This window comes from Pseudomonas sp. B7 (genome assembly GCF_016735645.1).
Lineage (GTDB): Bacteria > Pseudomonadota > Gammaproteobacteria > Pseudomonadales > Pseudomonadaceae > Aquipseudomonas > Aquipseudomonas glycinae.
This window is the reverse complement of sequence record NZ_JAERRE010000002.1, coordinates 1-13568: the sequence shown is the minus strand read 5'-3', so window position 1 is coordinate 13568 and position 13568 is coordinate 1. Positions and strand designations below refer to the sequence as shown.

General features: G+C 57.8%; 13 protein-coding genes and 1 pseudogene. 6 read left to right on the top strand and 8 right to left on the bottom strand.

From position 1 onward, the window contains the following. Nucleotides 1–36: 36 nt before the first annotated feature. Complete coding sequence (gene fba, locus JKA62_RS04810; protein ID WP_011336324.1) at nucleotides 37–1101, top strand: class II fructose-bisphosphate aldolase; 1065 nt, start codon at nucleotides 37–39, stop codon at nucleotides 1099–1101. A gap of 104 nt (nucleotides 1102–1205) precedes the next feature. On the opposite strand, the gene JKA62_RS04805 is transcribed toward fba, so the two are convergent. Together JKA62_RS04805 and JKA62_RS04800 are read right to left on the bottom strand one after the other, a co-directional pair. Then, the gene (locus tag JKA62_RS04805; protein ID WP_201816562.1) at nucleotides 1206–1745 is read right to left on the bottom strand and encodes a hypothetical protein; all 540 of its coding nucleotides are present in this window, start codon (nucleotides 1743–1745) and stop codon (nucleotides 1206–1208) included. Between the two features lie 75 nt (nucleotides 1746–1820). Continuing rightward, a complete protein-coding gene (locus JKA62_RS04800) occupies nucleotides 1821–2339 on the bottom strand; it encodes a hypothetical protein (protein ID WP_011336322.1) in 519 nt (172 codons plus the stop codon). 280 nt (nucleotides 2340–2619) lie between these two features. Between JKA62_RS04800 and JKA62_RS04795 the strand changes: the two are divergent. Next, nucleotides 2620–3213 (top strand): annotated as a pseudogene (locus JKA62_RS04795) (class II fructose-bisphosphate aldolase); the annotation flags it as partial. Between the two features lie 99 nt (nucleotides 3214–3312). On the opposite strand, the gene JKA62_RS04790 reads toward JKA62_RS04795, so the two are convergent. The 3 genes from JKA62_RS04790 to JKA62_RS04780 all read right to left on the bottom strand — a co-directional run bounded on the left by JKA62_RS04790 (nucleotide 3313) and on the right by JKA62_RS04780 (nucleotide 5103). Further along, nucleotides 3313–3564 carry a helix-turn-helix domain-containing protein gene (locus JKA62_RS04790; RefSeq protein WP_011336320.1) on the bottom strand — a complete coding sequence of 84 codons (252 nt, stop codon included), beginning with the start codon at nucleotides 3562–3564 and terminating at the stop codon, nucleotides 3313–3315. A 97-nt stretch (nucleotides 3565–3661) separates the two neighbouring features. Beyond that, nucleotides 3662–4021: a DUF6124 family protein gene (locus JKA62_RS04785; RefSeq protein ID WP_011336319.1), complete on the bottom strand. Its 360-nt coding sequence runs from the start codon at nucleotides 4019–4021 to the stop codon at nucleotides 3662–3664. A gap of 413 nt (nucleotides 4022–4434) precedes the next feature. After that, nucleotides 4435–5103 (bottom strand): polysaccharide lyase family 7 protein, encoded by a 669-nt coding sequence (locus JKA62_RS04780; protein ID WP_011336318.1) that lies wholly within the window; start codon nucleotides 5101–5103, stop codon nucleotides 4435–4437. A 351-nt stretch (nucleotides 5104–5454) separates the two neighbouring features. Between JKA62_RS04780 and JKA62_RS04775 the strand changes: the two genes are divergently transcribed. Genes JKA62_RS04775 through JKA62_RS04765 form a run of 3 tightly spaced genes read left to right on the top strand, consistent with a single transcriptional unit; the run spans nucleotide 5455 to nucleotide 8432 of the window. Further along, on the top strand, nucleotides 5455–7578 hold the full coding sequence (locus tag JKA62_RS04775) for a putative bifunctional diguanylate cyclase/phosphodiesterase (protein ID WP_201816561.1): 2124 nt from the start codon (nucleotides 5455–5457) through the stop codon (nucleotides 7576–7578). 41 nt (nucleotides 7579–7619) lie between these two features. Further along, nucleotides 7620–8111, top strand: coding sequence for a M48 metallopeptidase family protein (locus JKA62_RS04770; protein ID WP_064380182.1), 492 nt, complete (start codon nucleotides 7620–7622; stop codon nucleotides 8109–8111). 24 nt (nucleotides 8112–8135) lie between these two features. Then, nucleotides 8136–8432, top strand: a complete 297-nt coding sequence (locus tag JKA62_RS04765) for a winged helix-turn-helix domain-containing protein (protein ID WP_011336315.1) — start codon at nucleotides 8136–8138, stop codon at nucleotides 8430–8432. 42 nt (nucleotides 8433–8474) lie between these two features. On the opposite strand, the gene JKA62_RS04760 is transcribed toward JKA62_RS04765, so the two are convergent. After that, a complete protein-coding gene (locus JKA62_RS04760) occupies nucleotides 8475–8927 on the bottom strand; it encodes a GNAT family N-acetyltransferase (protein WP_011336314.1) in 453 nt (150 codons plus the stop codon). Between the two features lie 256 nt (nucleotides 8928–9183). Here JKA62_RS04760 and JKA62_RS04755 point away from each other — a divergent pair, with 256 nt between their 5' ends. Next, nucleotides 9184–9921 carry a substrate-binding periplasmic protein gene (locus JKA62_RS04755; RefSeq protein ID WP_064380188.1) on the top strand — a complete coding sequence of 246 codons (738 nt, stop codon included), beginning with the start codon at nucleotides 9184–9186 and terminating at the stop codon, nucleotides 9919–9921. Nucleotides 9922–9927: 6 nt separating this feature from the next. Here the strand turns inward: JKA62_RS04755 and yccS are convergent, their stop codons facing one another. Beyond that, complete coding sequence (gene yccS / locus JKA62_RS04750; RefSeq protein ID WP_201816560.1) at nucleotides 9928–12111, bottom strand: YccS family putative transporter; 2184 nt, start codon at nucleotides 12109–12111, stop codon at nucleotides 9928–9930. A gap of 156 nt (nucleotides 12112–12267) precedes the next feature. Beyond that, on the bottom strand, nucleotides 12268–13446 hold the full coding sequence (locus tag JKA62_RS04745; RefSeq protein ID WP_011336312.1) for an NAD(P)/FAD-dependent oxidoreductase: 1179 nt from the start codon (nucleotides 13444–13446) through the stop codon (nucleotides 12268–12270). Nucleotides 13447–13568 lie beyond the last annotated feature (122 nt).

Genomic DNA, 13568 nt, shown 5'->3' with positions numbered 1-13568 from the left:
CACGATTAACGACCCAAACCGGGAGAGAGACACACAATGGCACTTATCAGCATGCGCCAGATGCTGGACCACGCAGCCGAGTTCGGCTACGGCGTTCCAGCCTTCAACGTCAACAACCTTGAGCAGATGCGCGCCATCATGGAAGCCGCTGACAAGACTGACTCCCCGGTGATCGTTCAGGCTTCGGCCGGTGCCCGCAAATACGCCGGCGCCCCGTTCCTGCGTCACCTGATCCTGGCGGCGATCGAAGAATTCCCGCATATCCCGGTGTGCATGCACCAGGACCACGGCACCAGCCCTGACGTCTGCCAGCGCTCGATCCAGCTGGGCTTCAGCTCGGTCATGATGGACGGCTCCCTCGGCGAAGACGGCAAGACCCCGACCGACTACGAATACAACGTCCGCGTGACCCAACAAACCGTGGCCATGGCTCACGCCTGCGGCGTTTCGGTAGAAGGCGAGCTGGGCTGCCTGGGTTCGCTGGAAACCGGCATGGCCGGTGAAGAAGACGGCATCGGCGCCGAGGGCGTTCTGGACCACAGCCAGATGCTGACCGACCCGGAAGAAGCGGCTGACTTCGTCAAGAAGACTCAGGTCGACGCCCTGGCCATCGCCATCGGCACCAGCCACGGCGCCTACAAGTTCACCAAGCCACCTACCGGTGACGTGCTGGCGATCGACCGCATCAAGGAAATCCACAAACGCATCCCGAACACCCACCTGGTGATGCACGGTTCCTCGTCGGTGCCACAAGAGTGGCTGGCGATCATCAACCAGTACGGCGGCGACATCAAAGAAACCTACGGCGTACCGGTTGAAGAAATCGTCGAAGGCATCAAGCACGGCGTGCGCAAGGTCAACATCGACACCGACCTGCGTCTGGCATCCACCGGCGCGATGCGTCGCCTGATGGCCACCAACCCGAGCGAGTTCGACCCTCGTAAGTTCTTCGGCGAAACCGTCAAGGCGATGCGCGATGTATGTATCGCTCGTTATGAAGCTTTCGGTACTGCCGGCAACGCTTCGAAGATCAAACCGATCTCGTTGGAAGCAATGTTTCAGCGTTACCTCAAAGGTGAGTTGAACGCTAAGGTGAACTAAGTCTCAGGCGTTTATAAAAAACCCGCAGCGATGCGGGTTTTTTGTGATGATTGAACTAATATTGTTTCATGTTTCATGTTTTTCTGGTGTAGCGGAAATTAACGTTAAGGAGCTGGTGAATAAAGAAATTGCCCATTTTCTGTCCGGTTTTCGCACTTTTGACAAGCGCATTTGGCCGGGTGGAAATATAATTTATTTGGCGATTTATAGTAATCGGGTTGCGGTGGTTTAGGGGTTGCAAGAGGAGAAAACGCTTCATGTTTAGAGCGCTGGAATGCTTTGTTAAGGTTCCAGCCGTTGGTATAGAGATCAACAACTTCATCAACATGCATTATATTGCCAAGGTCGCTTGCCCCGCTGGCAAATAACTCTCCAGCACCACTAGCAATCGTTCCGACCGCGCTTGCGGCGGTTCCGACAGCACTGGCAGCACTGCTTGCCCCGCTAGCGAAAAGCTCTCCTACAGCTGCAAAAAAGCCAATTCGTGCTGATATAGGCTCAATATTGTTTATCTGATCCGGCTCAAGCGCAATGCCTATTAATATTTTCCCATCTTTCATACTTCGCACAGGTCCAGAGAAAGTCTTACCATCCTGGGTAGTAATTGTATAATATGCCCCATTAGTAATTGGTAGCCTGCTCATGTTTTTTTCCTCGCGTATCTGTCGTTTATTTGATCTTTTAATCCGGGTTCTTAACTTCAAGGTTTTGAGCATATATTACGTTTGTGTGCTGGCAGTCACCATAAAGTATATGCTGGGTGTATTCGCATGTGGATCATCCTCATGTAAATTCATTTTATCTTTATCAACCGGAAGTAGGACTATGGCACCGATTTTCGAGATTTCGGATTCGGTGTACTTTGCAAGTAATGGTGAGTACCAATGGTGGATGAAGCGTGGATATATCCCTTCAAATTTTGCAGTCGTCCAGGTATACGGTTGTATTAATGTCGAAGGCCGGGTCTGAAAGCTGGAGTTGGGCATTTCGGTTGCGTTATTTGATCTGACGAGAAGTGTGGATTTTTGTAGTTCCTCGGGGGAGAGTCCTATGCCTACTACGGTCTCTAAGTTGATTTTTTGGAGTGCTGATCCGTCATTTATGGTTACGACATTTTTCATTACGTCTATATCTTCAATAGTTCCTCTACTATGTGGGCCGGCATCATCACTAAGGCTAAGTTGTGAAGTTTTGTGAGCTACCACAATAATATTTATGTCCATAATGTTAATATCCATTTAATTGGTTTTGAGATGTTATTGTTCTTCAATGGAAACAAAATGCATACTGTAGTTTCTGACAGGTAATGCGTTTTTTTTGAAATATAAATTATGAGCTTTATACTGTTTTATTAGAAGAAACCGAAAGAGGAACTACGTGGGAGGGGGCGCCCCGTCTTCGACAACCGCGCTGTCACGCAAGGAGAATATGGGCCAAAGGTGGCAAGCTAGTCCTTAAATATAATATATAAATCAATAAGTTATTTTTTGTTCCATAAGAGTTAAGTGATTAGAGTTTTCCTTTAACGTAAACAACCTTGAGCAGATGCGCGCCATCATGGAAGCCGCTGACAAGACTGACTCCCCGGTGATCGTTCAGGCTTCGGCCGGTGCCCGCAAATACGCCGGCGCCCCGTTCCTGCGTCACCTGATCCTGGCGGCGATCGAAGAATTCCCGCATATCCCGGTGTGCATGCACCAGGACCACGGCACCAGCCCTGACGTCTGCCAGCGCTCGATCCAGCTGGGCTTCAGCTCGGTCATGATGGACGGCTCCCTCGGCGAAGACGGCAAGACCCCGACCGACTACGAATACAACGTCCGCGTGACCCAACAAACCGTGGCCATGGCTCACGCCTGCGGCGTTTCGGTAGAAGGCGAGCTGGGCTGCCTGGCATCCACCGGCGCCATGCGTCGCCTGATGGCCACCAACCCGAGCGAGTTCGACCCGCGTAAATTCTTCGGCGAAACCGTGAAGGCGATGCGCGATGTGTGTATCGCTCGTTATGAAGCTTTCGGCACTGCCGGCAACGCTTCGAAGATTAAACCGATCTCGCTGGAAAGCATGTATCAGCGTTATCTGAAGGGTGAGTTGAACGCCAAGGTCAATTGAGACTGGGTGTTTAGCTGATTTAAAAGAAACCCGCCGAGAGGCGGGTTTTTTGTGGGTGATGATTTTTGCGTGGATTAAGAACTATCCAAAAATCGGAGATCATTTGAATACCTCCGCGAGCTCTTCAAGAGTCGGCATAACCGCTGGAATGACAACAAGCTCACTATCCAGAGCCGCCAAGGTGCGTGCGTAAGCGATCATGCTGACAGATGGAGTGCCTTTCTCTACAGCGATGATTTTGTATCGTGTCAGCCCCGCGAGTTTGGCAAGTTGTACTTGCGTCAGGCCACAAGCTATACGTTTTTCGCGTAGTTGATTACCTAGACGGCTGATCAATAAGACGTAGTCCATGTTCCGCTACCGCAACATTTGAAGATTCATGTTGTGCAAATACAACATTTCACTTCGAGAAACCCGCCGTGAAGCGGGTTTTTTTAGATAGAGCGGATTATTTCGGCTCGACGTGATCCAGCGCCTGATTCACCGCCAGTTCTCCAAGCATTACCAACTGTGCAATGCCAATCGCGGTTTTGCGGTCGGCGGGAGTGAGGGTGGCGGCGAAGTTGTTGAGTATTTCGCCGGCGGAGCCGAGGGTTTCGCTGGCGTTGGCCAGCAGGGATTCGGTGTTGTAGGCGGGGTTGGCGAAGTACATGCGGTCGGGTTCGTTGACCGTGGCCATGATGCGGGCGCCGGGGCAGAGGTAGTGGTCGAGGGCGCGTTCGGCGGCTTCGTTGAGTTTTTTGGGGTCGAGGGAATCGTAGGGGGAGGCCGGGTCTGTGACCGGCGGATGAGGTGTCGATTGAATCATGTTTCGTCTCCGGGAAATGGAGCCGACACCGGATCGCTACTAAACGATGGGGTGGCAGCTGAACGCAGGTTAGTAGACCGGGGAGACGCGAACCGGCGCGCCCGAAAGCGCCCTGCGTACAGCTACCATCAAGCGCAGATACCGAGATATCTCACTTTCTGGAGTGCAAATACGCCTCGCGAACCCTCGGGCTACTAAACCCGATCACTGCGAATCAGTGACCCGAATCAAGTTACCGATGGCCCTCCAGGCGCACAAGCCGGCGGATTCTGGCGTACCGGTAGGCAGCGACGCAAGCCGTTGTAGGCTTCGGGAAGTTGCGCCGGGCGGATTTAAACATGACCGTTTAATTCAGGTGCTGCTACCGGCGCCATCGCTGGCAAGTCGAATCGTCGCACCGCAGCTCCCACAAGTTATTTGTCGTGGTCAATGTCCAGTTTTGAGAACGTCACCTGCCCACCCTCGCTGGTGTACCCGGTGTTGTCCTGCACATACACGCCCGCCTTGAAATACAGCGGTTTGTTGCGCCACGTCGCGCTGATCTGCGAATCCCACTGATACCCGGCCGCACTCACGCCCAGTGCACCGCCGGGGCTCAGGTGAATGAGGTAGTTGAACTCGCGATTGAGTTTGATCCCGGTGGCGAGGGTGATGACCCGGCTTTCGTCCTGATCCGGATGGGTGCGCAGCTTGATCACCAGGTTGCCGGTCTCGGTTTTTTCTTTGTATTGGTATTCAAGCTTGAGCATCGGCTTCTGGCTTTCATAGGCGTGGATCTGGCCGATGACGATCTTGCCGGAGCTGGGCACCTTGTTGACCGAGAGGGTCGCGCGCAGCAGGTTGTCGGCGTCGGGGTAATACCAGTTGCGCAATGTCCCGTTGCTGTAGGTCTCGCGCAGTTCGGTGCGCGGGTAGATGGCGTTTTCAGTTTTCGAACCGGTCACTGGGGACCAGAAGAACAGGGTGCCGGTGTCGGAATGGAAGTACTGATCCTTGAAGCCGTTCACCAGTTTGGAGGTTTCGACGGTGTAGGGCGGGCTGCCAACGGGAACGCTGAGGTTCCAGGTTGCGAGATCAATCATGTCGGTTCTTCCACTCTGTTTCTCTTGCACGCGCGTGCCAGAAGCTCTAGCCCGCGCCTCTTGGGGGCGGCCTTTATAAGCGTAGAGGGATTTTTTGTTAACGGCCGTCTGGCGGATGATTGGCGTCAACATCCTGTCGAAATGCCACCTTTCCCGGAATTCGGGGCTTGCAGCCGTGACCGTTAGTCGGCTGATGACCGGTTTGGTTAAATGATGGCTGGATGACAGCTATTGCTTTTACAGATCCCGGACTAGAGTGAAGGCTCAGTGACTGTACGGTTTTCACGAGGAACCGCGCGGAACGCTGATCCGAGATGCCCCGACACGAGATGTCCCGACAAGAGAAGCAGCATGGAATGCGCGCAACCCCAGCCAGGTGAAGGCAGCTCAGTCCTTTTGATCGTTGATGACTACCCTGAAAATCTGATCAGCATGCGCGCATTGCTGCAGCGCCAGGACTGGCAGGTGATGACCGCGGCGTCCGGTTTCGAAGCCCTCAGTCTGTTGCTCGAACACGACGTCGATCTGGTGCTGCTAGATGTGCAGATGCCGGGCATGGACGGTTTCGAAGTCGCGCGGCTGATGCGCGGCAGTCAGCGCACGCGCCTGACCCCGATTATTTTTCTCACCGCCAACGAGCAGTCCCAGGACGCCGTTATAAAGGGTTACGCCAGCGGTGCTGTGGATTACCTGTTCAAACCGTTCGATCCGCAGATTCTCAAACCGAAAGTCCAGGCGCTGCTGGAGCACCAGCGCAATCGCCGTGCGTTGCAGCGTTTGAGTCAGGATCTGGAATCGGCGCGGGCCTTCAATGCGTCGGTGCTGGATAACGCTGCTGAAGGCATTCTGGTGTTGGCCGAGGATGGCTTGATCCGCTTCGCCAACCCGGCGATTTCCCGGCTGCTGAATGCGCCGGTGAAGGAACTGGAAGGGCAAGAGTTTCTCGATTTCCTGCAGAAACCGCATATTCCGCTGTGGGCCGATTCCGAGTTTTATGCCAGTTACAAACGTGGCGAGACGTTGCGCTTACACGACGCGTTGCTGCGTACCGCGCCGGGCCAGCAAGTGCCAGTGGCTTTGTCCTGCGCGCCGCTGCCGAGTGAACAGCACGCGATGGTGGTGACGGTGCTGGACATGTCGGTGGTGCGCCATCTGCATCAACAGCTGGAATTTCAGGCGGTCACCGACCCGCTGACCGGGCTGCTCAATCGCCGGGGTTTCTACCAGACTGTGGAAAACCTGCTGCTGCGCGGCGAGCGCACGGACAGCAGTTGGGTGTTGATGTACCTCGATCTCGACGGCTTCAAAAGGGTCAACGATTCCCTCGGCCATGATGCCGGGGACCGGGTGTTGCGCTGGGTCTCCGAACAATTGAAAGCCTGCCTGCGGCCATTCGACATTCTGGCGCGGATGGGCGGCGATGAGTTCACCGCGCTGCTGGATCTGGAATTCCCCGAACAAGCGGCGAAGATTGCTGAAAAACTCATCGAGCGGGTGTCGATCTGTCAGCAGATCGAAGGCCTCGATATCGCTCTGGGTGCAAGTATCGGCATCGCCACCTACCCGGATTGCGGCAACAACCTCGATGGTTTGCTGCGCGCCTCGGACATCGCCATGTACGAAGCCAAGCGCGCGGGGCGGCAGCAATATCGCTTCTACGATCATGAAATGAACGGCCGCGCGCGCTCGCGGTTGATGCTGGAAGAGAGCGTGCGCAACGCCATCGAGAACCGCGATTTCAATCTGGTGTATCAGCCGCAGGTGGCGATTGGCGACGGCCGGATTCGAGGTTTCGAGGCGCTGCTGCGCTGGCAGCACCCGAGCGTCGGCGATGTGCCGCCGGGGCTATTCCTGCCGTTGCTGGAAGAGGCAACGTTGATCAGCCGGCTCGGCAGCTGGATCTATCACCGCAGCGCCGGGCAGCGTAAGGCGTGGGAATCCGAGTTCTCCCAGGATCTGGTGATCGGCGTGAGCCTGAGCAACACCCAGTTCGGCCTGCCGAATCTGGTCACCGAATTGCGCCAGGTGCTGGAGCGCCATGGATTGCAGCCGCACCAGATGGAAGTGGAAGTGACCGAAGAGGCGCTGACGATCAACCCAGACGAGACCCGCAAACAGCTGAAGCTGCTGCGCAATCTCGGGGTGCGGGTGGCACTGGACGATTTCGGTTCCGGGTCCTGCTCGCTGGCGCATTTGCGCGATCTGGAACTGGACACCCTCAAGCTCGATCGCCACCTGATCGCCCGATTGCCGGACTCGTCCCGCGATGCTTCGCTGGTGCGCACGGTCATCGATTTATGCAAGGAATACGGCTTACTGGTGATTGCCGAAGGCGTGGAAACCGTCGAGCAATACCAGTGGCTGCAAGCTCATGGTTGCGAGTACGTGCAAGGGTTTCTGGTGGCGCGGCCGTTGGTCGCCGAGGACACCGCACGCTTTACCGAGCCGTTCGACTGGAGCGCGTTGGCCGGTTGAATTCGCTACACTGGCGGCCTTTTCATGACCCGTGCCGCCCCATGACTGCGTTGAAATACCTCCAGGCCTATCCCGCGAATCTGCAGGATCAGGTGCGCCAATTGATCGCTGACAACCGCCTCGGTGATTACCTGAGCCAACGCTATCCGGGCCGCCACGATGTGCAGAGCGACAAGGCGTTGTACGGCTACGCGCTGGACTTGAAGCAGGAATACCTGCGCAACGCCCCGGCCATCGACAAGGTGCTGTTCGACAACCGCCTCGACCTGACCCACCGCGCCCTCGGCCTGCACACCACGGTGTCGCGGGTGCAGGGCGGCAAGCTCAAGGCCAAGAAAGAGATTCGTATCGCCTCGCTGTTCAAGGAGGCCGCGCCTGAGTTTCTGAAGATGATCGTCGTGCATGAACTGGCGCACTTCAAGGAGTCGGATCACAACAAGGCGTTCTATAAATTATGTGAGCACATGCTGCCGGGCTACCACCAGGTCGAGTTCGACCTGCGGGTGTACCTGACGTGGCGGGACATGCAATAAGACATCAAACAACGGAGCGCAGGTATGGAAGTAAGCAAGACCAAGAGCAGTTTCTACCGGCGCTTGTACGTGGCGTACCTGATCGACAGCGGCCTGGCCAGCAGTGTGCCGGCGCTGACCGAGGTCACCGGCATGCCCCGGCGCACGGCGCAGGACACCATTGCGGCGCTGGCGGATCTGGATATCGTCTGTGAGTTCGAGCAGGAAGAGGGCGCGCGCAACCATGCGGGGCGCTATCGGATTCGCGAGTGGGGGGCGATTGATCGGGGGTGGATCGAGCGGAATTTGCGGCAGATCAAGGCTGTTCTCGAGTATCCCTGACTTCAGCAGTCCCTTCGCGGGCAAGCCCGCGAAGGGGAAATCTCAAGACCGACGCATTCCTATGTGCGGAATGTCATCCTCCAGATATTCCTCACCCGCCACCACAAACCCGTACCGCCCGTAATATCCCTGCAAATGCGCCTGGGCCGACAGATAGATTGGCACTTCAGGCCAACGTTTCTCGGCCTGTTTCAGTGCCTGTTCCATCATTTCATGGCCCAACCCCTTGCCACGCCCGGCCGGCGCCGTGAGCACGCGGCCGATCACTACGTCGCCGCCCTGGGATTCCGGGTCCAGCAGGCGCAGGTACGCCACCAACTGATCACCGTCCCAGCCCATCAAATGGCAGGTGTCACCGTCCAGATCCTGACCGTCCGGATCCAGATACGCGCAGCGCTGTTCGACCACGAACACTTCCGAGCGCAATTTCAAAATGGCGTACAGCTGCTCCAGTCCCAGATCGCTGTGATGTTTGCAGACCCACTCGATTGTCATCTTCCGATTCCTTGAACTACATCGCCCGATACTAAGCGCAGCGCCGAAATATGTCTGTATGGCTGAGAAATCTGTGACAAAGGCCAAAATGCCATCATTCCAATATCGCGGCCCGCCGTACTTTGTGTAATCTGCTGGGAAGCGCTGTGCGATGGCTTCAATGAGCTAAGGTTAGGGCCTGGGATTCGCCGGTAAGGGGCCTTGGGGTTTTGACTGAAAACACGCCGGGCGGCCCGCCCGCTAAGGATTTTCAAGCATGCCGCGATTGCATCGAGCCTTTGCTTTGATCGGATTGCTGTTGCTGGGTCAAAGCGCGGCAGCGGAGAAATTGCGTCTGGTGTTCGACGTCTGGCCGCCCTTTACCGATGACACGCTGGTCAACGGTGGGCTGGCGACCGACATCGTCAGCACGGCCCTGGCCCGTGCCGGTTATGCCAGCGGTTACGAGCAGGTGCCGTGGGCGCGGGCGTTGATGGGGGTTGGCGAAGGACGTTACGACGTGCTGGTCAACGCCTGGTACAACGACGAGCGCACGAAGCTGGGGCAGTTTTCCGCCGAGTACCTGCTCAATCGCGTGCGCTTCCTCAAGCGCAAAGACGCACCCATCGAATACAACAACCTGCAGGAACTGCACACCTATCCGATTGCGGTAGTGCGCGGCTACGCCTATTCGGCGCCGTTCGATGCCGACACCGCGTTGCAGAAAGTCCCTGTGCATAACTTTGCCATGGCCGTGCGCATGCTGGCGGCGGACCGGGTCAAGCTGACCCTGGAAGACGAATACGTCGCTCGCTATTACCTGGCCCGGGAATCACCGAAAGTGCGCAACGCGGTGGAGTTTCTGCCCAAGCCGCTGAGCGAGAACAGCCTGCATATTCTGGTCAGCCTGAAGAACCCGCAGCACGAACAGATCGTGGCCGGGTTCGACAAGGCGATTGCGTCGATGAAGGCCGATGGCAGCTATGACAAGCTGCTCAGGCAACACGGCATGTGAGGCGGCTCAATCTTCGGCTGTGTCTTTGATCAGGTGCGCCGCCAGCGTGCGCAACGGGCCGAGCTGGCGGCAGATCAACGCCAGTTGCGTCTGCACCAGCCGCTGGCCTTCGTCGATTTCGTCCGGCATCTGCTCAAGCTCATTGGCCAGCGCTTCTTCCTCATCACTTTGAATCGCAATCGGCTGTTTGCTCGCCAGACCCTGGGCGATTTCATCGATGCTCGCCGCCAGACTCACCCCGGCGCCGTCGATCAGATGTTCGCGCACTTCCGCCGGCAGTTGGGTTTCCCGGTGCGCGCCGAGGCCTGACAGATAGCTGAGCAAGGTGTGCGACAGCACCAGGAAGCGGAAACCGACGTCGGCTTCCTTCCGGAAATGCCCCGGCTCCATCAGCATGTTCGCCAGCGTGGTCGACAGTGCCGCGTCGGCGTTGTGTGCGTTGCGCCGGGCCAGGCGATAGGCAAGGTCGTCGCTCTTGCCGGCGGCGTATTGCTGCATGATCTGGCGCAGGTAAATGCTGTTGCAGGTGAGGGTGTTGGCCAGCACCTTATTCAGACGCCGACCCTGCCAGTCCGGCAGGAACAGGAACACCGCCAGCCCGGCGATCAGGCTGCCGAGCAAGGTATCGAACAACCGCGGCACAAACAGCCCGTAGCCGTCACCGACCTGGTTGAAGCAGAACAGCACCATGATCGTGATCGCGGCGGTGGCCACAGTGTAGCGGGTGGTGCGGTTGGTAAAGAACACCACGCCGGCGGCGATGGTGAAGCACGACTGCACCAGCGGATTCGGGAACAGATCGAACAGCGCCCAGGCAATCGTCAGACCGATGGCGGTGCCGAAGATACGCTGGCCGAGTTTGCGGCGAGTGGCGCCGTAGTTCGGCTGGCAGACGAACAGCGTGGTGAGGATGATCCAGTAACCCTGCGACGGGTGAATCAAATGCACCATGCCGTAGCCGATGCTCAACGCCAGCGGCAAGCGCAGGGCGTGGCGGAACAGCAACGAGGTCGGCGTCAGCTGGGTGCGCAGGCGAATCCACACGTCCTTGAAGTTGCGCGGCGAGCGGTCGAGCAGGCTGCTGTCGGTGGCATCGGCCAGGGCATCGGGGTTGCTCGCATCGCTGAGCAAACGGTCGAGGGTGCCGAGGTTGGCCGCCAGTGCCCGCAGTGAACGCAGCAGTCCGCGCCAGGCCGGGTTGCTTTGGATGCGCAGGTGTTCGAGGGAGGCGTGCAGGTCGCTCAGGGCTTCGGCGAAACTCGCGTCGTAGATGAATGGCTGACGCATCTGGATCGATTCGGCCAGCGCCCGACAGGCCTTGCCTTGCTGGCGCAGCAGGCGCTGGCAGCGGAACAGCACGTCGCTGTGGAAGAACGCATCGGCCAGGGCGTTGTACGGGTAGTGCGAAGAACTGGCGCGTTCGTGAATGTCCTGGGCGAGGAAGTACAGCTTCAAGTAACGGCTGACTTTCGAGCCGGGGCGACCGTTGCCGACCCGGTGCAGGATGATTTCCTTGGCGCTGTTCAGGGCTGCGACGACCCGGCCGTTTTGCTGGGCCAGCTCCAGTCGCCGTGCTTCGACGTCCATCTGCCGGATCGGCTCGAACAGCGAGGATTTCAGCTTCAGGTAATAGCCCAGTTCGCGGAACAGCCTCGCCAGACTCTGCTGCACCGGCTGATTGGAAAACATCGCCTGCCACAGCACCGACAGCAGGCCGTACCATGCGGCGCCGGCCACCAGCAGCATAGGCTCATGCCAGAAATCCGTGACCGCGCCGCCGCGCTGATCCACGCCGATCATGGTGTAGACGGAAAGAATCAGGGTCGCCGAAGCAATCGCACCATAACGCTCGCCGAGCGCACCGAGCATGGTCAGGCCGAAACTGGCCAGTGCCAAAGCGATGACGAACACGATGGGGTAGGGGAACAGCAATTCCACGGACAGCGCCGCGACACTGAAACACACCAGCGTCACCGCCAGTGCGTTGAGGCGGCCCTGCCAACTGTCGTCGGTCTCGGCCAGGGCGCTGGCGATAATCCCGAGGAACAGCGGGATCAGCAGCCCCATCTCATCCTGATACCAGCACAGCGCCATGCTGCCGGTCAGGGCGATGAACACCCGCACGCTGTAGCTGAATTTATCCAGCGCCCACAGGCGCCGCAAAGACTGACGAAACGAGGTCGAGGACATGAAGTGCGAAGGCCTTCCGAGGCGATGCCGCTAAATTGAGCCAGTAATGACGCCGACGCAATGGCGCCGATCACATCTGACAGCAAAAAGTGTTCCCTACAGCTTCACCGATAACAAATGTGGGAGCAGTCTCGCCCACAGTTTGATTTGTGTTTATCAGACGTACTGCGCGGCGGCGTAGCCAGAGGCCCACGCCCACTGGAAGTTGAATCCGCCCAAATGCCCGGTGACATCCAGCACTTCACCAACGAAGTACAGGCCCGGGCTTTTCAGCGATTCCATGGTCTTGGACGACACTTCGCGGGTGTCGACCCCACCCAGCGTTACCTCGGCGGTGCGGTAGCCCTCGGTGCCGGCCGGCACGACTTTCCAGCTGCCCAGCTTCTCGGCGATGTCCGCCAGTTCGGCATGGGTGTACTGCTTCATCGGTTTGGAGACGAACCAGTTGTCCGCCAGCAGGTTGGCCATTTTCTTGGTGAAGATTTCGCCGAGCAGGGTTTTCAGTTCGCTGTTCGGGCGCTCGGCGGTTTGCTGTTGCAGCCAGCTTGCGGCGTCGTGATCGGGCAGCAGATTGATCTCCACCGTGTCGCCCGGCTCCCAGAACGAGGAAATCTGCAGAACCGCCGGACCGCTGAGGCCACGGTGAGTGAACAGGATGTTCTCGCGAAAGCTCTGGTCGTTGCAGCTGACCAGGCAATCCACCGAGGTGCCGGACAGTTCGGTGCACAACTCCTTGAGCTGATCGGTGATGGTGAACGGCACCAGCCCGGCGCGGGTCGGCAGCAGTTCATGGCCGAACTGTTTGGCGACCTGATAACCGAAACCGGTGGCGCCCAACGTCGGGATCGACAGGCCACCCGTGGCGATCACCAGCGACTGGCACTGGATCTGGCCGAGGGTGGTGTCGAGCAGGTAACCGCCCTCGACTTTCTCGATGGTCTGGATCGAGGTGTCGAGGTGCAGGTTGACGCCGACCTGATCGCACTCGTCCAGCAGCATGCCGAGGATGTCGCTGGATTTGTTATCGCAGAACAGCTGACCGAGCTTTTTCTCGTGATACGGCACGCCATGCTTGGCGACCATGCCGATGAAATCCCACTGGGTGTAGCGGGCCAGCGCGGATTTGCAGAAGTGCGCGTTCTGCGAGAGGAAATTGCTCGGTTCGGTGTACATGTTGGTGAAGTTGCAGCGTCCACCGCCGGACATCAGGATTTTCTTGCCGGCCTTGTTCGCGTGGTCGAGCAGCATCACCTGACGCCCGCGCCCGGCGGCGGTCAGTGCACACATCAACCCTGCGGCGCCAGCGCCAATGATCACGACTTCGGTAGAGCGCAAAACAGTGTCCTCACACTAAATTCAAATTCACCGGAAACCAATGTGGGAGCGAGCCTGCTCGCGATGAGGTCGGCACATGCAACATAGTTGTTGACTGACAGTCCGCCATCGCGAGCAGGCTC